The sequence below is a fragment of the Variovorax sp. SRS16 genome (assembly GCF_901827165.1).
In the GTDB taxonomy this organism is placed as follows: domain Bacteria; phylum Pseudomonadota; class Gammaproteobacteria; order Burkholderiales; family Burkholderiaceae_C; genus Variovorax.
Map to the genome: position 1 here is coordinate 5033094 of NZ_LR594666.1, position 21695 is coordinate 5054788.

Below are 21695 nucleotides of genomic sequence, written 5' to 3' on the forward strand. Positions count from 1 at the left end.
CAAACCTCATGCGGCGGATCAGCTCCTTGAAGTCATTGCGTCACCGAGTCATTCGGGCACGATCTTCATGACGGTGATCTTTCCATCGACTTTTTCAGCCAGAAAGCGGACCTTGTCGCCGGCCTGGACCTCGTCCAGCATGGCATCGTCCTTCACTTGGAAAACCATGGTCATGCCAGGCATGTCGAGGTTCCTGAGAGGCCCATGTTTGAGCGTGAGCTTCTTGTTGTCCTTGTCCACCTTGCGAACTTCACCCTCGCTGAGTTCTGAGGCTGCCGAGGACGCAGTGGCGCTGGCGGCAGGCGCCGCGGCGTTGGTGGCGGCCTGGGCTTGGAACACCCCTGACAGGGAGAGTGCGGCGATCGATGCCGCGAGAGCGATGCGAATGTCGATCATGAGAATCCTTTGAATTGAATGAGAGAAGAGTGGATGCTGATCAATCAGGCCTTGTGGTGTGCGGCGTTCGGGCCACGGGGTCCGCACTACTTGCGCGCATATTTGTCGGAGGCTTTGGCCACATTGACCGCGCCCTTCATGCCCGCGTCGTAATGACCCGGCTGCAGGCAAGCGAAGTCCACCTCACCGGCCTTCGTGAACTGCCAGACGATGTCGCCTTTGGTTCCAGGGGCGAGCGACACCTGGTTCGGGTCGTCGTGCTCCATCTCGGGGTTCTTTTTCATCAGCTCGTAGTGCTCCTTGAGCTCTTTCTCGGTGCCGAGCATCAGCTCGTGCTTGAGCTTTCCGGAGTTCGTGATGACGAAGCGGACCGTCTCGCCCTGCCTCACATTGATGTTCGCGGGCGTAAAGCGCATGGCATCGGTCATCTCGATGTTGACGGCTCGAATTGCCTTGGATGCGATGCCTGGCTTGCCGATGGCGTCTGTTTCATCGTGGCTGTCACCGTGGGCACTGGCGCCTGCGGCCGCGAATGCGGTTAACGCAGCGAAGACTGCATAGCGGATGGTTCTCATGAGAATCCTTTCGTTTGGAGTGGTAGAAAAAATCAATGCTCGGAATGCCCGATAGGCTTGCGCACCTGGACCTCGATGTTTTCGGCTGGCATGTTCTGCGCTGGCATGGCCGCGGCGCCGGCGCCGCGCGAGCGAGCTGGCTCCGGCGGCGGTGCGTCGAGTTCGTGGGCCGAGGTCCCCGGCGGATGCTTGAACCAGCCGGGGTTGGCGTAGTCACCGGGCTTCTGGCCCTTGCGCACCTTGACCACGCTGAACATGCCGCCCATCTCGACAGAGCCGAACGGACCTTCGCCGGTCATCATTCGGGCCGTGTTGTCGGGCACAGGCATTTCCATCTCGCCCATGTCGGCCATGCCGCGTTCGCCCATCACCATGTAGTCGGGCACCAGGTTCGCGATCTTCTTGACGACGTCTCGGTGGTCGACGCCGATCATGGTCGGCACCTCGTGGCCCATCGCGTTCATGGTGTGGTGGCTCTTATGGCAATGGAATGCCCAATCGCCCTCCTCGTCCGCCAAGAACTCGATCTGGCGCATCTGGCCCACCGCCACGTCGGTGGTGACCTCGTACCAGCGAGCGCTCTGGGGGGTGGGGCCACCGTCGGTGCCCGTCACGAGGAACTCGTGCCCGTGAAGATGCATCGGATGGTTGGTCATCGTCAGGTTGCCGATGCGAACCCTCACCTTGTCGTTCTGCCGCACGTTGAGCGAGTCGATGCCAGGGAAGACGCGACTGTTCCAGGACCACAGGTTGAAGTCCAGCATGGTCATGATCTTTGGCGTCGCGCTGCCGGGCTCGATGTCGTAGGCATTGAGCAGGAAAACGAAATCCCGGTCGACCTCGGCGATCAGTGGATGCTTTCCCTTTGGATGCGTGACCCAGAAACCCATCATCCCCATCGCCATCTGCGTCATCTCGTCCGCATGCGGGTGGTACATGAAAGTGCCCGGCCGGCGCGCGACGAACTCGTAGACGAAGGTCTTGCCAGGCTGGATCGGCGGCTGCGTCAAGCCCGTGACGCCGTCCATGCCATTGGGCAGCCGCTGGCCGTGCCAGTGGATGCTGGTGTGCTCGGGCAGCCGGTTGGTGACGAAGATGCGCACGCGGTCGCCTTCGACGACTTCGATCGTGGGTCCGGGCGACTGGCCGTTGTATCCCCACAGATGAGCCTTGAAGCCGGGCGCCATCTCGCGCACCACCGGCTCAGCGACCAGGTGGAACTCCTTGACGCCGCCATTCATGCGCCAGGGCAGCGTCCAGCCGTTGAGCGTGACCACGGGGTTGTAGGGCCGACCGGTGGGAGGCGTCAGGGGTGGCATCGTGTCGGGCCGGGTCTGAAGCACTGGCTCGGGCAAGGCGGCCATCGCCACTTGACTCACCGAGGCGGCGGCCATCGCGCCCGTGATCGCGCCTGCGCCGCTCAGAAAGTTGCGTCTGTTCTTCATGTCGTTCAATGGATGGCTGTCCGCTCAATGCGCGGCGCCGAAAGGGGTTTGAGAGGCCGCGCCGGCCATCGACTCGCCCGTGGTCATGGGCTTGCCGATCACCGATGCGGCGAGCGCTGAATCCGCCAGCCAGAACTGCTGCTGGGCGTCGATGGCATGGGTCACGCTCACGATCTGGTCGCGTGCTTCGGCCAACAGCTCGAAGACGCCGATCAGCATCCCGTTGTAGCGGAGGACGTTTTCCTCGGCCATGGACTGGCGCAGGGGCACGATCTCGTCGCGGTAGTGGCGCGCGATGTCATAGGCCGTCCGGTAGGCCGAATAGTCCTCGCGCAATTGAGAGGTCGCGCTCCTGACCGTGGCGTCATAGCGGTTGGCCGCGGCCAGCGTCTGCGCATTCATTACATCGCGCTGGGCAGAACCCCAGTCGAACAGCGGCAGCCGAATATCGAACTCGAACCCGCGGCGGGTATTGCGCGTCCCACTGTCGAACACCGTGTCGTGCCGCACGCCGGCGTCCACGTCGACGAAGGTCGACAGCAGATTGATGCCCTGTGACTTCCCTGCTACATCGAGTTGCGCCCGGGCCAGCTGCACGTCGAGGCGCTGCTGGCTGGCAGTGGTGGCGACCTCGCGCGCGTCGCGTGGCGATTTTGGGAGATCCGGAAGGCGCTCGGGCAGCTGCAGCCTGGCGGCCTGCGAATCGTCCAGGCCCAGGCCGCGGACCAGTGCTTCGCGGCTGGCCGTGGCGGCGTGGCGCGCTGAGGCAAGCTGCGTCGTGGCGTCGGCATAGAAGACCTGCTGGCGCGCGCGCTGAAGCTTGCTGAAGTTGCCGATGAGCTGCATGCGGCGCGCCAGCTCGGCACTGGCTTCGGCCGACTGGTTGACCTGCTCCGCGTACTGGAGCGACTGCTGCGCGGCTACCGCCCGCACCCAGGCCTGCTTCACCTGCGTGACCTGGTCGACCACCGCGCCCGTGAGTTGAATCCTGGCCTGGGCTGCCTGGCTGCGCGAAATCGAAAGCCGTTGCGGAAGCAAGATGAGATCGACCAGGCCGAAGGACAACAGGCGGTCCAGCTCGAGCTCACTGTTCAGGCGCATGCGCTCGAAGGTAAAGACCGGGTTGGGCAATCTGCCGGTCTGGTCGGCCGAGGAGATGTCGGCCCCGCTTTGGGCGATCAGCGCCTGGACGGAAGGACTGTTCGCGAGTGCGAGGCGCACGGCGCCGTCCTCTGACAGCGGCTCGCTCAGCAGCTTGTCGGCGAGCGCTGCGCGGGCCTCGCGCTGTGCTTTCGTTCGACTGAGCTCGAGCTTTCCGCCAGTGAATTGGGATGCGGAGGAATTCGTTTCCTTCAAGGCGTCATCGATGCCGACCGAGGCACATCCCACCAGAAATACGGCGGCGAGCGCGCCCGCTGTGAGGCACAGCACGCGGCTCATGGCTTTTCCTTCGCAGGCTCGGTCATCGGCATCGACATCGAATGGGCCGCACGCGGGTTGACGCCCTCGGCAGGTGCGGCCTTGGCAGGCTCGTCCTTGGAGCCTTCCGAGGCCTCCTTGGCGTAAGCGCGCCAGCCGCCGCGCTGGTAGACGGTCTTGTTGGCCTGCTGCCAGGGGATGGGCTTTTCCTCGGCGAATGGCTTGTAGCCCTCCATGGCCGAATGAAAGGACAGCGAAGGCGCCGGCTCGGCCGATGCAGACGAAGGCGTAGGCGTAGGCGTAGGCGAGTTGGTCTGAGCGGCGGCCGTCAAGGCCACGAGGGCGGGTAAAGCAGCCAGCCAACGGGCTGACGACGAAGTGAACATGGAATCCTCGCGATGTTCATGAACGAAGAGCCGTCAGCGAACCCCGAAGGGTGTGACGACGACGAACGATGAATGGCGTTCAAGGGCGCGAGCAGCAGAGCTGCCCTGCGTGAACGCGATCAGGGGCGAGGAGGTTTGTCGAGGACGCTGGGCGAGACAGTCGCCATGACGCCAGAGGGTTCTGCGAGGTCAGCCTGAGGAAGGCTATAGCTCTCGATGGCAGAGAGCGTCGTGGTGAGTGCCACGGCGTGGCACGCACTGCACGTGCCGCAGGTGCCGCACGCGTGAGATGAATCCGGGAGGTCGCCTACATCGACGTGGTCGACGTGTTCAGCTCTGGCGGCGGGGTCCGAATGAACGCTGGAGCCTGAGTCCGCTTTGGCGTGATTCGCTGTCGCATGGTCTGCCACGCCGTGGTCATGTTTCGCGTGGTCGTGAGAGGCACCGACCAACAATGCTTCAGGCACGGCGCCCGTTTCACAAAACACCATGGCCGCAGCCGCATAACCCTGGAAGGGCACAGCGATCATGACGAGCCAAAGCAGGATTGCGCGGAAGCGGACCATTTGCAAGGATTCTAGATGGGCTTTGCCGACCTGAGATAGTGACCCTCCGCTACCTAAGACTTCCGTTGGTGAAACGAGGTTGGCCGTCGGATTCATGCTGCTACTCCGGCCGACGCACTTGATCCACAACGGCTTCTCGACGGTATGTCTGAGCTCCGAACGCATCACGCCGGACCGTCCGCGCGACACGGTGGTTTACGCGCTGCGACGGGTCAATGAGCTCCGTGCACGTGCTTACGCCCTTTGGGCGCCGAGGCGCGCGGCGTCACGCCGGCAGCAAGTCCTTTCAGGATCCCGCAGTCCCCGGCCGCATTGGCGTCGGAACACTGATCGCGTAAGCGGATGAGTTGCTTTTCCAACGCGCGCAGCTCTCGGATGCGCTGCGCCACGTGGCCGATGTGTTCGTCGAGGACCTCGTTCACGCCCGAGCAATTCTCCTGGGGAGACTCTCTGAAGAGCAGCAGCACGCGAATCTCGTCCAAGGTCATGTCCAGAGATCGGCAGTGCCGAATGAAAGTCAGCTGTGCAGCATGCTCGTCGCCGTAGATGCGGTAGTTGCTCTCGGTACGGGCCGCAGGTGCAAGCAGCTGTTCTCGTTCGTAGAAGCGAATGGTTTCAGTGGGCGTGCTGGTTGCGAGGGCCAAGTCGCCAATTTTCATGAAGGGTCTCCACGCGATTTGCTTGACTTTAAACCAACTACAAGGTTTCCAATGGACGCGAACAAGGAACTTTGAACATGGCAATAGCGAACGAAACCACCTCCACATGCGCTGGCGACGCCTGTTGCGCACCAGCGCTTTCCGCCGTGACAGCGCCGTTGCCAGCCGGCGCAGCAATGTATCGCATACCCACCATGGACTGCGCAGTGGAAGAAAGCGAGATTCGGCGGGCATTGGAGCGTATTGCCGGCATCAAGAGCCTGAATTTTCAGCTGGGCGCGCGCACGCTCGCGATCAATGCGCCGGCCGATGTCGTGCCGCAAGCCCTCGCCGCCATCAGGTCGGCGGGTTTCGATCCGCAACCAGTCGCAGGTCGTCGTGAGGGTGCTCCCAGCGCCGACGATCACGACCACGCCTCCGACGACCACGAACATGGCCTGAGCAGCGGCATCGGCCGCCTTGCCTTGGCGCTCGCTTTGGCAATCGGTGCGGAAGCGCTCCACTTCATGGCTGCAGACGCCACCCTGGTGAAGATCGCGGGGCTCGCCATCGCAGCGCTTGCCATCTGGCTGTCGGGCATAGAAACATTCACTAAGGGTCTCGCCGCGCTGCGCCGGGGTAAGCTCAATATCAACGCTCTGATGAGCGTCGCGGTCGCAGGCGCCTTCGTGATCGGCCAATGGCCTGAAGCGGCGATGGTCATGGCGCTCTACGCGATCGCCGAGCTGATCGAGGCACGAGCAGCAGACCGGGCGCGCAACGCGATCCAGGGCCTGATCGCACTGGCACCGGACCATTCAGAGGTACTGCAGCCGGACCAAAGCTGGAAATCCATTCCTTCGGCCGATGTACCGTTGGAGGCGGTCGTGCGCATCCGTCCCGGCGAGCGCGTCTCGCTTGACGGTGTCATCACCGTGGGCCGCAGTTCGATTAACCAAGCGCCAGTGACCGGCGAAAGCCTGCCGGTGGACAAGGCCGTCGGTGACACGGTTTTTGCGGGGACGATCAACGAGACAGGCGAGTTGCAGTTCCGTGTGACAGCGGCCGCATCGAACACAACGCTTGCTCGCATCATCCACGCGGTCGAGGAAGCCCAAGGAACGCGCGCGCCGACGCAGCGCTTCGTCGACCGGTTCGCCGCGATCTACACGCCGGCGGTCTTTGCGCTGGCGCTCGCCGTCGCCATCCTTGCACCGCTGCTCCTGGGCTTGACCTGGCTCGGCGCGATCTACAAGGCGCTGGTGCTGCTGGTCGTCGCCTGCCCCTGTGCGCTGGTAATTTCGACGCCTGTGACGGTCGTCAGCGCCCTCGCTGCGGCTGCGCGGCGAGGGATCCTCATCAAGGGCGGCACCTACCTTGAAGACGCCCGATCACTGAAGGCCATTGCGCTGGACAAGACCGGCACCATCACCGAGGGCAAGCCCAAGCTTGTGGAGTGGGCAGCGCTGCCAGCCGGGCAGGAAAAAGAGCGCATTGCACGAGTTGCCGCGAGTCTCGCGAGCCGCTCCGATCACCCCGTCTCCAAAGCGATCTTCCAAGGTCTGGCGCTGCAAGCGAGCGAGGTGGATGACTTCGCTGCGCTGGCCGGCCGTGGTGTGCAGGGCGTCATCGAGGGACATACCTACGTATTGGGCAACCATCGCCTGATCGAGGAGCGCCATCAGTGCAGCAGCGACATCGAAACTCTGCTCGAGATTCACGAGAACCAAGGACGTACCGTCACGCTCTTGGCCGATGGCACTGGCGTACTCGCGATCTTCGCGGTGGCCGACACGATCAAGGAGTCGTCCCGCCAGGCGGTGGCCGAGTTGAAGAATCTCGGTGTCATCCCGGTGATGCTGACCGGCGACAACGTCGCAACCGCCAAGACCATCGCGGCGCAGGCCGGAATCGACGAGGCCCATGGCAATCTGTTGCCCGAGGACAAGCGGATTGCGATCAAGAACCTTCAGGAACGTCATGGCGCAGCAGGCATGACCGGCGACGGCATCAACGACGCGCCGGCGCTGGCTCAGGCGAACATCGGATTTGCCATGGGCGGTGCAGGTACCGACATCGCGATGGAAGCGGCCGACGTGGTCATCATGAACGATGACTTGCGCCGCGTTCCGGAGACGATCAGGCTCTCGCGCAAGACCCACGCGGTGCTTTGGCAGAACATCTCACTGGCATTGGGCATCAAGGTCGTTTTCATGGTCTTGGCGCTGTTCGGGAGCGCGACCATGTGGATGGCAGTGTTTGCCGACATGGGTGCCACGCTGCTGGTCGTCGCCAACGGCCTGCGACTGGTGCGTTCATGATGAGGACCGCCTCGGCGCCAAGGCCGCGGTGGGAGCACTGCCCATGAACGCCCTGCACATCGCAAGTCTGGCCATCGTGCTGCACTGCGCTAGCTATTGCGCTGGCTGAAACAAGGGGGCTGGCATTTCTTCGGCCGCTATTGCCTCGCAGCCGCCCTGACCGTGCTGATCCTCGGGTGACCTATGGCTGCGCCAGCACGCACCACCAAAGTTGTGCTTAATCCTGAGTGAAAACTATAATCATTCGTACTTGAGTTTTCGAAAGCTTGCCATGTCTTGGTCACGACGATTCAACCCGCTGATTGCCTTCGTCCTCATGACGTGGGTCGGCTTCGCGTCGGCGGCAATCCCCGTAGAAATGTCCGTCGAAAACAAGGCAAAGCAGGTGTGGCAACTGCTCGACTACGTCGCCGTGGACTACGGCGGCGCCGTGTCGAACGGAGCGGTGCTCAAGGATTCCGAATATGCGGAGATGCAGGAGTTTGCGTCGACCGCCGAGCGGCAATTGGGCGAACTGCCGTCCGGCAACACCAGCGGCACGCTGCGACAGCGGGCGGCGCGATTGCGCAGCGCTGTGGCCAACAAGGAAGACCCTGGCACCGTGGCGCAACTGGCCCACAGCCTTGCCGATGCCGTGCAGAAGGCCTACCCATTCCCGGTCGCACCTGTGTCGTTACCCGATCTGGCACGGGGAGCCCGGCTGTTCCAGGCGCAGTGCGCTGCCTGCCATGGACCGCAAGGCCACGGCGATGGCCCGCTGGCCGCATCGCTCAATCCCAAGCCGATCGCGCTGGCAGCGCGGGCACGAGCGCGCGAGCGCACGTTGTTTGCGCTGCATCAGATCATCAGCAGCGGTGTCGAAGGTACTTCCATGGTGAGCTTCGGCGCGCTGCCCGATGAGGACCGCTGGGCGCTGGCGTTCTTCGTCGGCACGCTGCCCTACTCGGCCAACGACACAGCGGCGGGCGCCAAGCTCTGGCAGGAGAGTGCGCCGGCGCGCCAGGCGATGCCTGGGCTCGATGCACTGACTCAGACCTCGGAGCACGCCTTGGCCGCTCGCCTTGATGGCGAGTCTGCGAAAGCCCTGACCGCCTACCTGCGCACCAACCCGCAAGCCTTGGCGGAAAACAAGCCCGGGGGCACCTCGATCGCCAAGGCCAAGCTGACGCAGAGCGTGGACGCGCTGCGCGGGGGTGATCGGGCGGCGGCGACGAAGCTGGCCCTGTCGGCCTATCTGGATGGCTTCGAGCCGGTCGAGCCGGCGCTGGCGACGCGTGATCGCGCGCTGTTCGAGAAAATCGAGTCGGGCATGGTGGCCTTTCGAGCCAAAGTGGCCGAGGGCAACGTGGACGAGGTCCAGGCCTCTGCGCAAACGCTGCAGCGCCTGCTCGGCGACGCGGACAGGGTGTTGTCCCCCTCGGAAAACGATGCCGTCGCAGCATTCATCGGTGCCTTGACCATCCTGCTGCGCGAAGGCTTGGAAGCGCTGTTGGTCATCGTCGCGATGCTGGCGTTCCTGAAGAAGGCCCAGCGCCAGGACGTGCTGGTCTATGTGCACGCGGGCTGGGTCGTCGCTCTCGCCGCAGGCGGCGTGACCTGGGTGGTCGCAACCTATCTGGTTGGCATAAGCGGCGCGAGCCGTGAGTTGACGGAGGGCTTCTCCTCGCTGTTCGCCGCTGTGGTGCTACTCGGGGTCGGCATGTGGATGCATCAGAAGAGCGTCGCCGGTCGCTGGCAGGTGTACCTGAAGGAGAAGCTCTCGGCGGCGCTCGATAGAAGGGCCGCCTGGTTCCTGTTCTCGCTGGCCTTCGTCGCGGTGTATCGCGAGGTCTTCGAGACGGTCTTGTTCTATGCCGCGCTGTGGACCGAAGGCAATGGCTGGCCGCTGCTCGCAGGTTTGGCCACGGGCATGGCGCTGCTCGCAATCCTGGCCGTCGTATTGCTGCGCACAAGCGCGCGGCTGCCGATCGGTCAGTTCTTTGCAGCGAGTTCGCTGCTGGTCGCCGTGCTCGCCGTGGTGCTCGCAGGCAAGGGCATTGCGGCGCTGCAGGAGGCCGGTCTGTTGCACACGAGCCCGATTCCGATTCCGCGCATCGACGTCCTGGGCGTCTATCCGTCGTGGCAGACGCTGCTGGCACAGTTGGCCGTGCTGCTTGCGGTCGTGGTGGCGTTTCTGATCAACGTGCGTTCAGGTCGGTCGACGACAGCTCAGCAAGCCTGAAGCGCGGAACATTCCTTCGACGAGGCGGAGCTTGCCGGTGAGGCAACACCATCGGGTGTGGCTGGCAACCCGATGCGGCGCCTGCTTGGCGCCGTGACTTGGGTCGGCCTGCAGATAGATGGCGGTCGCAAAAGTGGCGTTGCACCTGCGCGGGAATCAGCTGCAGATCTGCCCGCCAAACAAAAGCCGAACCCTGCGTGATCCAACCGATCCCATGCCAAGGCCTATGCTTCGATAGCAATGCCGCGCCGCCATCTCCATGATCCCAAGACACACTAACAGCATCCTGCGCCAAATTCCGGCCGGCATCTGGGTGCTGGGCTTCGTCAGCATGCTGATGGACATCTCCTCGGAAATGATCCACAGCTTGCTGCCGATGTTCATGGTCTCGACCTTGGGCGCCAGCGCTTTGATCGTCGGTCTGATCGAAGGGCTGGCCGAATCCTCGGCGTTGGTCGTCAAGGTCTTCTCGGGGACGCTCAGCGACTATCTCGGCAAGCGCAAAGGCCTCGCCGTGTTTGGCTACGCCTTGGGCGCGCTGTCCAAGCCACTGTTTGCGCTGGCACCGACCATTGGGATGGTGCTCACAGCGCGGCTGCTCGACCGGTTCGGCAAAGGGTTGCGCGGCGCACCCCGCGATGCCCTGGTCGCCGACCTCGCGCCGGGCCACCTGCGCGGCGCCGCCTTCGGTCTGCGTCAATCGCTCGATACGGTGGGCGCCTTCTTCGGGCCATTGCTGGCCGTGGGCCTGATGCTTCTTTGGGCCAACGATTTTCGGGCGGTGTTCTGGGTGGCGATGGTCCCCGGCCTGTTGGCCGTCGCACTGCTTTTCTTTGGCCTTCGGGAGCCGGAGCATCACCAGGGTGAGAAGCGGATCAATCCGATTCGCCGTGAAAACCTGAAGCGCCTTGGCATGTCGTACTGGTGGGTGGTGGGCATCGGTGCAGTGTTCACCTTGGCGCGGTTCAGTGAGGCGTTCCTGGTGCTGCGGGCACAGCAAGGCGGCATCCCCGTCGCCCTGGTACCACTGGTGATGGTGGCGATGAACCTGATCTACGCGCTCTCGGCGTATCCATTTGGCAAGCTCTCCGATCGCATGAGCCATACCCAATTGCTGACGATCGGCCTGATCGTGCTGATCGCGGCCGACGTCGTGCTCGCAAGCAATGCTCATTGGTGGGTCGTGTTGGCCGGAGTCGCGCTATGGGGCGTGCACATGGGCATCACGCAAGGCTTGCTGGCCACCATGGTGGCGGATACAGCGCCTGCAGATTTGCGTGGCACGGCCTATGGATTTTTCAACCTGGTGAGCGGCGTGGCAATGCTGGTCGCCAGCGTGGTCGCCGGGCTGTTGTGGGATCGCCTCGGCGCATCGGTTACTTTTTATGCAGGCGCGGCCTTCTGCGTGTTGGCACTCACGGGAATGGCCATACGAGTCAAAAAAAGGACGGCCAAAGTCTGACCTGCCATTCTCCCTGCATGCCCAGGTGCTCCGTAGCGGCAACGCTTTCGCTGGAAGGGCTGATGCAGGCACGCGGGCTACGAAGCACGCCAGGCAAGAAATAGAATCCTCCGGATGGCCGATGTCCAAACTGAACTTGCAGGGCTTGCCCGGCATCTGGAATGGCGGCGGGCAGCCATCCTGCAGATCTGGCGCAACACCCTCAGGCGCGATCCCAGCCTGACAACTGGCGACGCACTTCCGCGTGCCCAGTTGAATGACCACATCCCCGAGGTTCTGACTGCATTCGAAAGACAACTTCGGGAGCCCGACGCGGTCCTCAAAGGTATGCGACCCAGCGAGGGGGGTGACGAGGCCGCCGCCCACGGGTTGCACCGCTGGCAGCAAGGCTATGACCTGCGCGAAGTAACGCGCGAATTGGGCCTACTCAATGAAGTCATGGTGGCCGAACTGGACGCCTATGCGCAGTCCGAGCACGCATCGCACGAGGTCATGGGCGCCGCCCGCCGGGCTTGGGCTGCCACTTGCACCATGGATGTGGAGGAGAGTACGGCGCAATTTTTCCGTCTGCAGCGTCTTGAGGCCGCCGGACATGTCCAGGATCTCGAACAGGCATTGCGCGATATCGGCGAGCTGGATCAGCAGCGAGCGGAGCTCTGGCGCCAGATCGCGCACGACCTCAGAGGCAATGTCGGGGTAGTCGCTAGCGCTGCGCACGGCCTCACGCTCAAGGGCGCGCCTGCGGAATATCGGGAACGATTTGCCCACATGCTGGAGCGCAACATCAGGTCGTTGCGACATCTTTTGGATGACGTCACCAGCCTCACGAAACTGCAAGCAGGAGGAGAAAAACGCCAGCTCGCGGAAATGGATGCGGCATCGCTTCTGAGCGAACTGTGCGAAGGCCTTCAGGCATTCGCCCACGTGCGCAATCTGTATCTGCGTGCTGAAGGTCCAGCGCCCTTTGTCGTCGAAGGGGACGCGCTCAAAACCCGGCGTATCGCGCAGAACCTGATCTTGAATGCCCTGAAGTACACCGTAGCGGGAGGCGTGACGGTGACCTGGAGCCTAGGCGATAGCGAGGACAAAAAACGGTGGGCCCTGACGGTGCGAGATACCGGCCCGGGATTTCGAGCCGGCCCCGGGAAACCAGTGGCTGGCGCCCTCAAAGAGGCGACGGAACTAACGCATGCGGCCGACGCCTCGGCAGGCGCCGGGGATTCAGTCCATTCTTCCAGCGACCCTCAGCTTTCGCATTTGTCCAAGGACGATCGACCTGTCCATCATGGACCCGGCGAGGGAATAGGCCTGTCGATTGTCAAGCGGCTATCGGATCTGCTGGACGCATCGGTCGAAGTGGAATTCGATGGTGCTAGTGGGACGACCGTGCGCGTTCTGGCACCGATGAAGTATTCGGAATAGCTTAGAGGCCGAGGCTTGCGGGTCCGGATATTTCACGCCAGCACATGTGGTGGGGGCGCTGGGCTCGTTTCCAGTGTCGGAGGACCGTCAGTGTGTTGGCGCCGTCCGGCCTGTCCACCCGAGGGGGGTCACTCCCCTGGTGGTCAATATTGAATCGGCACCGATAGCGAGCGCAAAGAACGCGCCGAGCACCTCTCCAAGCGCGTCAACTTGCGCTACATCTGATTGACCGTCGAACCGCTCCGGGGTCGTTGCCGCACTGGGCATGACGCAAACCCTGGTGGCCGTCCTTGTGCTGATGCCCTTCTGTCGACGGCATCGCCTAGAAGCGCTTTCCGAAACTCGCGATCTACGGTAAACTACGTACTGAATCACAGAGTTAGTCATGCCGACCCATGCGTTCACCATCTCCAAACTCGCGGACGCTGCAAGCGTCGGCGTGGAGGCGGTGCGCTATTACCAGCGCAGTGGATTGCTGGCTGCGCCGAATCGCGTGGACGGTGGCTTCCGGAAGTACTCGGAAGACGATGTTCGTCGTTTGCGCTTCATCAAACGGGCTCAGGCATTGGGGTACTCGCTGGAAGACATCGCGGAATTGATGTCCTTGAGCACCACACGCGACCGCTTACGCGTTCGGGAGATCACACGCGAACGCGTCGCGGAGATCCGGGAACGCATGGCCGACCTGCAGTCGATGGCTTCGGCGCTGGAGGGTCTGGCCGATTGTTGCGCCCAGGCGCCCGAAGGCTCGGCGTGTTCAATCATCGCCGCGTTGAGCGCCAGCCACGATTCCGATCCGATCATGGACGATGCCGGTCTCATTGCGCAGGCAGGCAGCGCCGGTGGACGTTCTTCCCCGCGCCCACGCGCTGAAGCACGTCGCCACGCTCGCAGGGTGGCCTCTTGACGATGACACGCGCGATGAAGCGATTCGTCTGCCGGCTGATGCTCGGGGTGCTGGTCTTTGGCCAGATGGCCATCGCCGCCTATGCCTGCCCTGCGCTGTCGGGCGCGCCGCAGTCTCTCCCGATGATGGCCATGGGAGCGTCCGTCGCAACGATGCCAGGTGATGAGGCCGGTGCCTCTATGGCCGTGTCGTCCGACACGTCCGCGGCCCCAGACGTCGTCGCCATGACGGGCTGTGACCAGATCGACGACAGCGCCGCCAATCTGTGTGCAGAGCACTGTCGGTTCGGCCAGCAAAGTGCCGACCATGCAGCTGCCCCGACCGTACCCGCGGCACTGCTGACCACCCTCTACACCCTCCCTGTGCAACCCGAACCTGTCGGGCATGGTCGGCCTTCTGCCGACTGGAAATTCAAGCACGTCACGGCGTCGCCACCGCTCGCCATCCTGCACTGCTGCTTTCGCATTTGATCTCCTGACGATGCTGGTGTGACCGGCCTGAGCCGGCCTGCACCAGACCTATCGGTCGCGCTTGCGCGTGCCCGCGAGTTTTCGCTCGCAACGCACAAGTTCCGCTCGACCTGATGACGTTCGTCAACCGGAGATCTCATGTTCATCGATTCCCTTTCTTTTCGGGCGCGCAGTTGTCCTGTGCAGCCGCGCCGTCTCGCTGTCGGTATCGCCGTGGCGCTGGTGATGGGCGCCGGCGCGGCCCACGCCGCCACTGACGCTCTCACTCTCGATCAGGCCCTGCGTCTTGCAGAGAACCGTTCTCGAACCCTCGTGGCCCAGGATGCCACGGCTTCGGCCGCACGGGACATGGCCGTCGCCGCCGGTCAGCGGCCCGACCCCACGCTCAAGGTCGGCATCAACAACCTGCCCGTGAACGGAGCCGATCGATTCAGCCTCACGCGCGACTTCATGACCATGCGTTCGGTCGGCGTGATGCAGGAGTTCACGCGCGAAGACAAACTTAAGGCCCGCTCCGCTCGCTTCGAGCGCGAGGCCGAGGTCGCTGAAGCAGGGCGCAGCCTTGCGCTGGCCAACCTGCAGCGCGATACCGCAATGGCCTGGCTGGACCGCTCCTATCAGGAGCGCATGCGCGACGTGTTGGTGAGCCAACGGGACGAGGCCCGCCTGCAGATCGAAGCCGCCGACGCCGCCTACCGAGGAGGGCGTGGCGCGCAAGCCGACGTTTTCTCTGCCCGATCGGCAGTTGCCCAGATCGACGATCGCATCGAGCAAACCGAACGGCAGGTTGCCACGGCCCGCACGCAACTGGCGCGCTGGATCGGACCGGCCGCGAGCGATCCCTTGGGCACTGCGCCGGCGCTGGAAACAGTGCGCCTGAACCCGCAGGATCTGGAGACACAGTTGGCCCATCACCCCGAAATCGCCGTGATGGAAAAGCAGGAGGAAGTGGCCCAGGCAGAGGCGGACATCGCACAAGCCAACAGAAAGACCGACGTGAGCGTCGAGCTGATGTACAGCCAGCGCGGGCCAGCCTATTCGAACATGGTCTCGCTCAATGTCTCGATTCCGCTGCAATGGGACCAGAAGAATCGGCAGGATCGCGAGCTGACCGCCAAGCTCGCGGAGGTCGAGCGCAAGCGCGCTGAGCGCGAAGAGGCCACGCGCGCGCATGTGGCCGAGGCGTTGGCGATGCTGCAGGAGTGGCACAGCGACCGCGACCGCCTGACCCGCTACGACGGTTCGCTGCTGCCCTTGGCCGCCGAGCGAATGCGCGCCTCGATCGCCGCCTATCGCGGCGGCGCGGGCTCTCTGACCCCCGTGCTGGAGGCCCGTCGTGCCGAGATCGACGTCCGCATCGAGCGTCTGCGCCTGGAAATGGAAGCAGCGCGCCTGTGGGCGCAACTGAACTACCTGGTGCCGGCGGACCACGATATGGCCGCACCGCGGCCCTGAGAACGACCGAGAGAGATTGCTCATGAAAACCAAAACCCTCGTGATGGCCCTCGTCACCACCGGCGTGCTGGGTGCCGCTGGCTACGGCCTCTACGCCCTGGGCATGCACCGCGGCATCGGAATGGCGGCCACGCCTGTCGGAACCGCTGCGCCAACTCCCGCGAACTCCGCAGGCGCCTCGCCAACGCAGGCCGCCGTGCCTGGTGTCGCGCCAGCCAACGAATCTGGCGAGGACGCCACCCGCCGGCACATCGCGGCCGGCATCAAAGCCGGCGACGTCGATCCAGCCAATGGCAAGAAAATCTTGTACTACCACGACCCCATGGTGCCCGGAAGCAAGTTCGACAAGCCGGCCAAGTCGCCCTTCATGGACATGATGATGTCGCCGGTCTACGCCGATGGCGAAGCCGACCAGGGCAACGTCACCGTCAGCTCGCGCATCCAGCAGAACCTCGGTGTGCGCACCGCCGAAGTGACCGAGGGCATGCTTTCGCCTCTGGTGTCGGCCGTAGGCAGCATCGCCTTCAACGAGCGTGACCAGGCGATCGTGCAGGCGCGCGCCACCGGGTACATCGAGCACCTGTACGTGCGCGCCACCCTGGATCCGGTTGCCAAGGGGGAGCCCCTGGTCAGCCTCTACGTTCCGGACTGGATCGCTGCGCAGGAAGAATTCCTGTCGGTACGGCGCATGAAAGGTAACGATCTGGAGGGGCTCGTTGACGGTGCGCGTCAGCGGATGCGCCAGGTCGGCATGGATGATGCCCAGATCGCATTGGTTGAGCGCAGCGGAAAGACCCAGCCGCGCATCACCCTGACCGCGCCCCTCGGCGGCGTCGTCGTCGAGCTGCTGGCGCGCGAAGGCATGACCGTGATGCCCGGCACAACGCTGTTTCGCATCAACGGTCTTGCCACGGTCTGGGCCAACGCCGAGGTTCCGGAGAGCCAGGCCGCGCTGCTGCGCCCTGGGGCAAAGGTGCAGGCCAGAAGTCCGGCCGCGCCAGGCCGCACCTTCGATGGCAAGGTCCAAGCGATCCTGCCCGAAGTGAACCCAGGTACGCGCACGCTGAAGGCACGCCTGGAACTCGCCAACCCTGGCAACCGGCTGGTGCCAGGGATGTTCGTGACGATGAACTTCGTGGACATGCGCCCCGACAAGACGTTGCTCGTGCCCACCGAAGCGGTGATCCAGACGGGCAAACGCACGGTCGTGATACTGGCGGAAGACAACGGACACTTCCGTCCGGTCGATGTCGAGGCGGGCCTGGAGAGCGGTGGCCAGACCGAAATCAAGCGCGGCCTTTCCGCAGGCAACCGTGTCGTCGTGTCGTCGCAGTTCCTGATCGACTCGGAGGCCAGCCTCAAAGGCGTCGAAACCCGCTTGAACAGCGCGCCGGCCGCCATTGCCGCGCCACCGACCCCGGCGGTCGCCAGTGCGCCACGGCATGTCGGTGAGGCCAAGGTCGTCAGCATCGGCAAAGACGCGTTGACCTTGTCGCACGGCGCCATCCCGACGATGAAATGGGGTCCGATGACCATGGACTTCAAGATGCCTCCCGGCGGCGCGCCGCGTGGCGTTCAGGTCGGCGATCACGTGAGCTTCGAGTTCTTTATGGGCGCGGACGATTTGCCGCAGCTCACTCGGGTCACGCCGGTGGCGGCCGAGGCCAAAGCTGCCGCACCCGCAGCTGCGCCGGGAAGCAGGCCATGATCGCCAAGCTGATCCGCTGGTCCATCGCCAATCGTTTCCTCGTGCTGCTGGCGACCGTGATGCTCAGTGCCTGGGGCGTCTATTCGGTGCTTCGAACACCGCTGGACGCGCTGCCCGACCTGTCGGACGTGCAGGTCATCATCCGCACGACCTACCCGGGCCAAGCGCCGCGCATCGTCGAGAACCAGGTCACGTACCCGTTGACGACGACGATGCTCTCCGTGCCGGGCGCGAAGGCGGTGCGCGGCTACTCGTTTTTTGGCGACTCCTTTGTCTATGTGCTGTTCGAAGATGGGACCGACCAGTACTGGGCGCGCTCCCGGGTTCTCGAATACCTCAACCAGGTGCAGTCGCGGCTGCCAGCCCAGGCCAAGGCCTCGCTCGGTCCGGATGCATCCGGCGTGGGCTGGATCTACGAGTACGCGCTGGTCGACCGCAGCGGCAAGATGGACATCTCGCAACTGCGCTCCTTGCAGGACTGGTTCCTCAAGTACGAGCTGAAGACCGTGCCCGACGTCGCCGAAGTTGCCTCGGTGGGCGGCATGGTGCGCCAGTACCAGATCGTGCTCGATCCGGACAAGCTCGCAGCCTACGGCATCCCACACACCAAGGTCGTGGAGGCGATCCAGCACGCGAACCAGGAGACCGGCGGCTCGGTGCTCGAGCTTGGAGAGGCGGAATACATGGTGCGTGCCTCGGGCTACCTGCAAAACCTCGACGACTTTCGCAAGGTGCCGCTCATGACCACTGCCGCCGGCGTGTCGGTGCGCCTGGGGGACGTGGCCCGGTTGCAGATCGGCCCGGAGATGCGGCGCGGTATCGGCGAGCTCAATGGCGAAGGCGAAGCCGTCGGCGGCGTGATCGTGATGCGCTCGGGCAAGAACGCGCTGCAGACCATCGCCGCGGTCAAGGAGAAGCTCAACGGCCTACGAGCCAGTCTGCCCCGAGGCGTGGAGATCGTACCGGTGTACGACCGCTCCGGGTTGATCGAGCGTGCGGTCGACAACCTCACGCACAAGCTGATCGAGGAATTCATCGTCGTTGCGGTGGTCTGCTTCATCTTCCTGTTCCACCTGCGCTCGGCGCTGGTCGCGATCATCTCCCTGCCCCTGGGGATCCTGGCAGCGTTCATCGTGATGCACTACCAGGGCGTCAATGCCAACATCATGTCCCTGGGCGGCATCGCGATTGCCATCGGCGCGATGGTCGACGCGGCGGTGGTGATGATCGAGAACGCCCACAAGCATCTCGAACAATGGAGCCACGAGCACCCTGGCCAGTTTCTCGAAGGGCCGGCGCGCTGGCGGGTCATCGGCGATTCGGCAGCCGAGGTCGGGCCGGCGCTTTTCTTCTCGCTGCTGATCATCACCCTGTCCTTCGTCCCGGTGTTCACGCTGGAAGCACAGGAAGGACGCTTGTTCTCGCCGCTGGCGTTCACCAAAACCTACGCGATGGCCGCCGCGGCAGGCCTGTCGGTGACCTTGATCCCGGTGCTCATGGGTTACCTCATCCGCGGCCGCATTCCGGACGAGAAAAGCAATCCGCTGAATCGCCTGCTGATCGCGGTTTACCGGCCGCTGCTCAACATGGTCCTGCGCGCCCCGAAACTCACGCTCGTGGTGGCAGCCGTGGTGTTCGCCACCAGCCTGTGGCCGCTGCAGCACATTGGCGGCGAGTTCATGCCGAGGCTGGACGAAGGTGATCTGCTGTACATGCCCTCGGCGTTGCCGGGACTGTCAGCAGGAAAAGCCGGAGAGCTGCTGCAGCAGACCGATCGCTTGATCAAGACGGTGCCTGAGGTCGCGAGCGTGTACGGCAAGGCGGGCCGCGCGGAGAGCGCGACCGATCCGGCGCCGCTGGAGATGTTCGAGACGACGATTCAGTTCAAGCCGCGTGAGCAATGGCGCGCCGGCATGACGACAGACAAGTTGATCGAGGAGCTCGACCGCATCGTCAAGGTGCCAGGCTTGTCCAACATCTGGGTGCCGCCGATTCGCAATCGCATCGACATGCTGGCCACGGGCATCAAGAGTCCTGTGGGCGTCAAGGTGGCGGGCACCGACCTGGCTACCATCGATCGCATCACCGGAGAGATCGAGCGCGCGCTCAAGGACGTGCCCGGCGTCAGCAGCGCATTGGCCGAGCGGCTTACCGGTGGGCGCTACGTGGACGTGAACATCCGGCGTGACGACGCCGCGCGTTACGGCCTGAACATTGCCGATGTGCAATCGGTGATCTCGTCCGCGGTGGGCGGCGAGAACATCGGCGAGACGGTGGAAGGCCTGCAGCGCTTTCCGATCAACCTGCGGTATCCGCGCGAGATGCGCGATTCGTTGGAAAAGCTGCGCACATTACCTGTCGTGACCGAACGCGGCCAGCGCCTGGTGCTGTCCGACGTGGCCGACATCCGCATTGCCGATGGGCCGCCGATGCTGCGCAGCGAGAACGCGCGATTGTCAGGCTGGGTGTACGTCGACATCCGGGATCGGGATCTTCGCTCCGCGGTGCAGGACATGCAGAAAGCCGTCGCCGAGAAGGTCAAGCTGCCGCCGGGCTACTCGATCTCCTGGTCGGGCCAGTTCGAATTCCTGGAGCGGGCCACCGCCAAGCTCAAGGTGGTCGTGCCGTTCACGCTGCTCATCATCTTCGTGCTGCTGTACCTGACGTTCGGCGCATTTGGCGAGGCGCTCCTGATCATGGCTGCGCTTCCGTTCGCGCTGGTGGGCGGCATCTGGCTGCTGTACCTGCTGAGCTACAACCTGTCGATTGCGGGCGCGGTGGGCTTCATTGCGCTGGCCGGCGTGTCGGCCGAGTTCGGCGTGATCATGCTGCTGTACCTCAAGAACGCCTGGCAAGAGCGCGCCGACCAGGGCCAGACCACCGAGGCAGATTTGCTGGATGCGATTCGTGAGGGCGCTGTGCTGCGCGTGCGACCCAAAGCGATGACGGTGGCCGTCATCCTGGCCGGCCTGCTGCCGATCATGTGGGGCACCGGGACGGGCTCCGAGGTGATGCAGCGCATCGCCGCGCCGATGGTGGGCGGGATGGTCACTGCACCGTTGCTGTCGATGTTTGTCATCCCCGCGGCCTACCTGTTGATGCGCCGGCCGCGCGAACAAAGATCATCGCGGCGGACGTTCTGGAGGAGTCGTCGTGCAGCCGCTTGAAGGCTCCGGTCGCTTCCGCGCGTTGGCTGCGGTAACGCTTTGCTTGTACCTGGCGCTGCTTCTCGGGACTGCAGCGCGGGCGGCCGTGTCCGTTTCGGCGACTCAGCAAATCGGCCCGATGACGATTGCGTCGATGGCCTCGCGCTCGCTGCCCATCAGCGTTGAGGATTGCCAGACGTGCGCGGCTTGTGCCTTTGCTTCGGCGCCAGCGGCTCACGCATTCACCGGCGAGGGCGAAGCGCGAGAACAAGCACCGGCGGCCTGGCTCGCGCACGCGACATCGGTGCGGGCGCCAACCTGGTTTTTTGACGCTGGAGGCGGGCGACTGCGATGGCCTGTGCGCATCGCGTTCTGCCGGTGGCTGGATTGATCCGATGAAGTTCCCCTCGAGCTTTCAGATCAGACCAACCGTAGGAGAACATCATGAAGAAACTGCTCATTTCCCTCGTCGCCACCCTGCCGCTGGGCGCGGCGTGGCCCGCGTTTGCCGGCCCCGACTTCCAGCTCATCGAGAAAGCACGCGCGGACAGGCAAGCAGCCGTGGCCGCGCAAATGGTCAACGCCAGCAGGGTCGACCGCGCCACTGGCCAGCGGGTGAACTGCCCGCCCGAACCTCTTGCGCTGCCGCTGGACCACGGGCCGCGTGCTCAAACGACACCCGGCGAAAACCGGATGCGCAAGGCGCGCTACGAGGCCCAAGTGAAGGCGTGCACGAACCCCGCGCTGTGAGCGCCTGACAGCACCGTCCGATGCGAGCCATCAGCCCTTGAGCCCGCATCACACCCACCCTTTTGAATAGGACCCAGAAATGAAAAACACCCTTGTATTTGTCGCAGCGACCCTGCTCTTGTCCGGCGCCTACGCTCAAAGCCGATCGCAAGAAGCGGCACCGCAGTTCCGCAGCCGGCCCCAACTCGTGGCCGAGTCTCTCAAGAGCGCCAAGCCACGCGGCATCGTGCAGCTCAACGATGGCAGCACGGCCGCGGGCGCAGGTTCCGGCGTGATGAAGTTCGGCCAGGCCGCATTGAAAGGACAGCAATTCGCCGATGCCCGTGAGGCACGTCCCCACCAACTCGCCCTGCAAGGAGGTACGCCGCAATAACCCTTGGCCGTACATCGGCGAGTGACTCTCAGAAG

General features: G+C 64.0%; 18 protein-coding genes. 11 read left to right on the plus strand and 7 right to left on the minus strand.

Annotation, left to right across the window (positions count from 1 at the left end):
* Positions 1-48 precede the first annotated feature (48 nt).
* The 7 genes from E5P2_RS24315 to cadR all read right to left on the minus strand — a co-directional run bounded on the left by E5P2_RS24315 (position 49) and on the right by cadR (position 5446).
* Entirely contained in the window at positions 49-396 is a 348-nt protein-coding gene (locus E5P2_RS24315) for a copper-binding protein (RefSeq protein ID WP_162569684.1), read from the minus strand.
* A gap of 86 nt (positions 397-482) precedes the next feature.
* Positions 483-971: a cupredoxin domain-containing protein gene (locus tag E5P2_RS24320; RefSeq protein ID WP_162569685.1), complete on the minus strand. Its 489-nt coding sequence runs from the start codon at positions 969-971 to the stop codon at positions 483-485.
* Between the two features lie 32 nt (positions 972-1003).
* Positions 1004-2416, minus strand: a complete 1413-nt coding sequence (locus E5P2_RS24325; RefSeq protein WP_162569686.1) for a multicopper oxidase family protein — start codon at positions 2414-2416, stop codon at positions 1004-1006.
* Positions 2417-2440: 24 nt separating this feature from the next.
* Entirely contained in the window at positions 2441-3856 is a 1416-nt protein-coding gene (locus E5P2_RS24330; protein ID WP_162569687.1) for a TolC family protein, read from the minus strand.
* A complete protein-coding gene (locus E5P2_RS24335) occupies positions 3853-4221 on the minus strand; it encodes a hypothetical protein (protein ID WP_162569688.1) in 369 nt (122 codons plus the stop codon). The genes E5P2_RS24330 and E5P2_RS24335 overlap by 4 nt, the downstream gene beginning before the upstream one ends.
* Before the next feature lie 119 nt (positions 4222-4340).
* Entirely contained in the window at positions 4341-4883 is a 543-nt protein-coding gene (locus E5P2_RS24340; protein ID WP_232080826.1) for a hypothetical protein, read from the minus strand.
* A 116-nt stretch (positions 4884-4999) separates the two neighbouring features.
* Positions 5000-5446 carry a Cd(II)/Pb(II)-responsive transcriptional regulator gene (gene cadR, locus E5P2_RS24345; protein WP_162569689.1) on the minus strand — a complete coding sequence of 149 codons (447 nt, stop codon included), beginning with the start codon at positions 5444-5446 and terminating at the stop codon, positions 5000-5002.
* A gap of 77 nt (positions 5447-5523) precedes the next feature.
* On the opposite strand from cadR, the gene E5P2_RS24350 reads away from it, so the two are divergent.
* The 11 genes from E5P2_RS24350 (at position 5524) to E5P2_RS24405 (ending at position 21660) form a co-directional block, all read left to right on the plus strand.
* Complete coding sequence (locus E5P2_RS24350) at positions 5524-7746, plus strand: heavy metal translocating P-type ATPase (RefSeq protein WP_162569690.1); 2223 nt, start codon at positions 5524-5526, stop codon at positions 7744-7746.
* Between the two features lie 316 nt (positions 7747-8062).
* Positions 8063-9967, plus strand: a complete 1905-nt coding sequence (locus tag E5P2_RS24355; protein WP_232080933.1) for a cytochrome c/FTR1 family iron permease — start codon at positions 8063-8065, stop codon at positions 9965-9967.
* Between the two features lie 259 nt (positions 9968-10226).
* Complete coding sequence (locus E5P2_RS24360) at positions 10227-11429, plus strand: MFS transporter (protein ID WP_162569691.1); 1203 nt, start codon at positions 10227-10229, stop codon at positions 11427-11429.
* Positions 11430-11543: 114 nt separating this feature from the next.
* Positions 11544-12851, plus strand: a complete 1308-nt coding sequence (locus tag E5P2_RS24365; RefSeq protein WP_162569692.1) for a sensor histidine kinase — start codon at positions 11544-11546, stop codon at positions 12849-12851.
* 385 nt (positions 12852-13236) lie between these two features.
* On the plus strand, positions 13237-13758 hold the full coding sequence (locus E5P2_RS24370) for a MerR family transcriptional regulator (RefSeq protein WP_162569693.1): 522 nt from the start codon (positions 13237-13239) through the stop codon (positions 13756-13758).
* 14 nt (positions 13759-13772) lie between these two features.
* The gene (locus E5P2_RS24375; RefSeq protein WP_232080827.1) at positions 13773-14228 is read left to right on the plus strand and encodes a hypothetical protein; all 456 of its coding nucleotides are present in this window, start codon (positions 13773-13775) and stop codon (positions 14226-14228) included.
* A gap of 138 nt (positions 14229-14366) precedes the next feature.
* Positions 14367-15683, plus strand: a complete 1317-nt coding sequence (locus E5P2_RS24380; protein WP_162569695.1) for a TolC family protein — start codon at positions 14367-14369, stop codon at positions 15681-15683.
* A 22-nt stretch (positions 15684-15705) separates the two neighbouring features.
* Positions 15706-17391 carry an efflux RND transporter periplasmic adaptor subunit gene (locus tag E5P2_RS24385; protein ID WP_162569696.1) on the plus strand — a complete coding sequence of 562 codons (1686 nt, stop codon included), beginning with the start codon at positions 15706-15708 and terminating at the stop codon, positions 17389-17391.
* Positions 17388-20558 carry an efflux RND transporter permease subunit gene (locus E5P2_RS24390; protein ID WP_162569697.1) on the plus strand — a complete coding sequence of 1057 codons (3171 nt, stop codon included), beginning with the start codon at positions 17388-17390 and terminating at the stop codon, positions 20556-20558. The genes E5P2_RS24385 and E5P2_RS24390 overlap by 4 nt, the downstream gene beginning before the upstream one ends.
* A 423-nt stretch (positions 20559-20981) precedes the next feature.
* Positions 20982-21287, plus strand: coding sequence for a hypothetical protein (locus E5P2_RS24400; RefSeq protein WP_162569699.1), 306 nt, complete (start codon positions 20982-20984; stop codon positions 21285-21287).
* 79 nt (positions 21288-21366) lie between these two features.
* Positions 21367-21660, plus strand: coding sequence for a hypothetical protein (locus tag E5P2_RS24405; RefSeq protein ID WP_162569700.1), 294 nt, complete (start codon positions 21367-21369; stop codon positions 21658-21660).
* Positions 21661-21695 lie beyond the last annotated feature (35 nt).

What these genes read in the sequence shown, in the direction of transcription:
- E5P2_RS24325 (WP_162569686.1), bottom strand. Translation starts at nt 2,416, where the DNA reads ATGAAGAACAGACGCAACTTTCTGAGCGGCGCAGGCGCGATCACGGGC.
- E5P2_RS24375 (WP_232080827.1), top strand. Translation starts at nt 13,773, where the DNA reads ATGAAGCGATTCGTCTGCCGGCTGATGCTCGGGGTGCTGGTCTTTGGC.
- E5P2_RS24320 (WP_162569685.1), bottom strand. Translation starts at nt 971, where the DNA reads ATGAGAACCATCCGCTATGCAGTCTTCGCTGCGTTAACCGCATTCGCG.
- E5P2_RS24400 (WP_162569699.1), top strand. Translation starts at nt 20,982, where the DNA reads ATGAAGAAACTGCTCATTTCCCTCGTCGCCACCCTGCCGCTGGGCGCG.
- E5P2_RS24330 (WP_162569687.1), bottom strand. Translation starts at nt 3,856, where the DNA reads ATGAGCCGCGTGCTGTGCCTCACAGCGGGCGCGCTCGCCGCCGTATTT.
- E5P2_RS24385 (WP_162569696.1), top strand. Translation starts at nt 15,706, where the DNA reads ATGAAAACCAAAACCCTCGTGATGGCCCTCGTCACCACCGGCGTGCTG.
- cadR (WP_162569689.1), bottom strand. Translation starts at nt 5,446, where the DNA reads ATGAAAATTGGCGACTTGGCCCTCGCAACCAGCACGCCCACTGAAACC.
- E5P2_RS24355 (WP_232080933.1), top strand. Translation starts at nt 8,063, where the DNA reads ATGACGTGGGTCGGCTTCGCGTCGGCGGCAATCCCCGTAGAAATGTCC.
- E5P2_RS24365 (WP_162569692.1), top strand. Translation starts at nt 11,544, where the DNA reads ATGGCCGATGTCCAAACTGAACTTGCAGGGCTTGCCCGGCATCTGGAA.
- E5P2_RS24315 (WP_162569684.1), bottom strand. Translation starts at nt 396, where the DNA reads ATGATCGACATTCGCATCGCTCTCGCGGCATCGATCGCCGCACTCTCC.
- E5P2_RS24390 (WP_162569697.1), top strand. Translation starts at nt 17,388, where the DNA reads ATGATCGCCAAGCTGATCCGCTGGTCCATCGCCAATCGTTTCCTCGTG.
- E5P2_RS24380 (WP_162569695.1), top strand. Translation starts at nt 14,367, where the DNA reads ATGTTCATCGATTCCCTTTCTTTTCGGGCGCGCAGTTGTCCTGTGCAG.
- E5P2_RS24340 (WP_232080826.1), bottom strand. Translation starts at nt 4,883, where the DNA reads ATGAATCCGACGGCCAACCTCGTTTCACCAACGGAAGTCTTAGGTAGC.
- E5P2_RS24405 (WP_162569700.1), top strand. Translation starts at nt 21,367, where the DNA reads ATGAAAAACACCCTTGTATTTGTCGCAGCGACCCTGCTCTTGTCCGGC.
- E5P2_RS24335 (WP_162569688.1), bottom strand. Translation starts at nt 4,221, where the DNA reads ATGTTCACTTCGTCGTCAGCCCGTTGGCTGGCTGCTTTACCCGCCCTC.
- E5P2_RS24370 (WP_162569693.1), top strand. Translation starts at nt 13,237, where the DNA reads ATGCCGACCCATGCGTTCACCATCTCCAAACTCGCGGACGCTGCAAGC.
- E5P2_RS24360 (WP_162569691.1), top strand. Translation starts at nt 10,227, where the DNA reads ATGATCCCAAGACACACTAACAGCATCCTGCGCCAAATTCCGGCCGGC.
- E5P2_RS24350 (WP_162569690.1), top strand. Translation starts at nt 5,524, where the DNA reads ATGGCAATAGCGAACGAAACCACCTCCACATGCGCTGGCGACGCCTGT.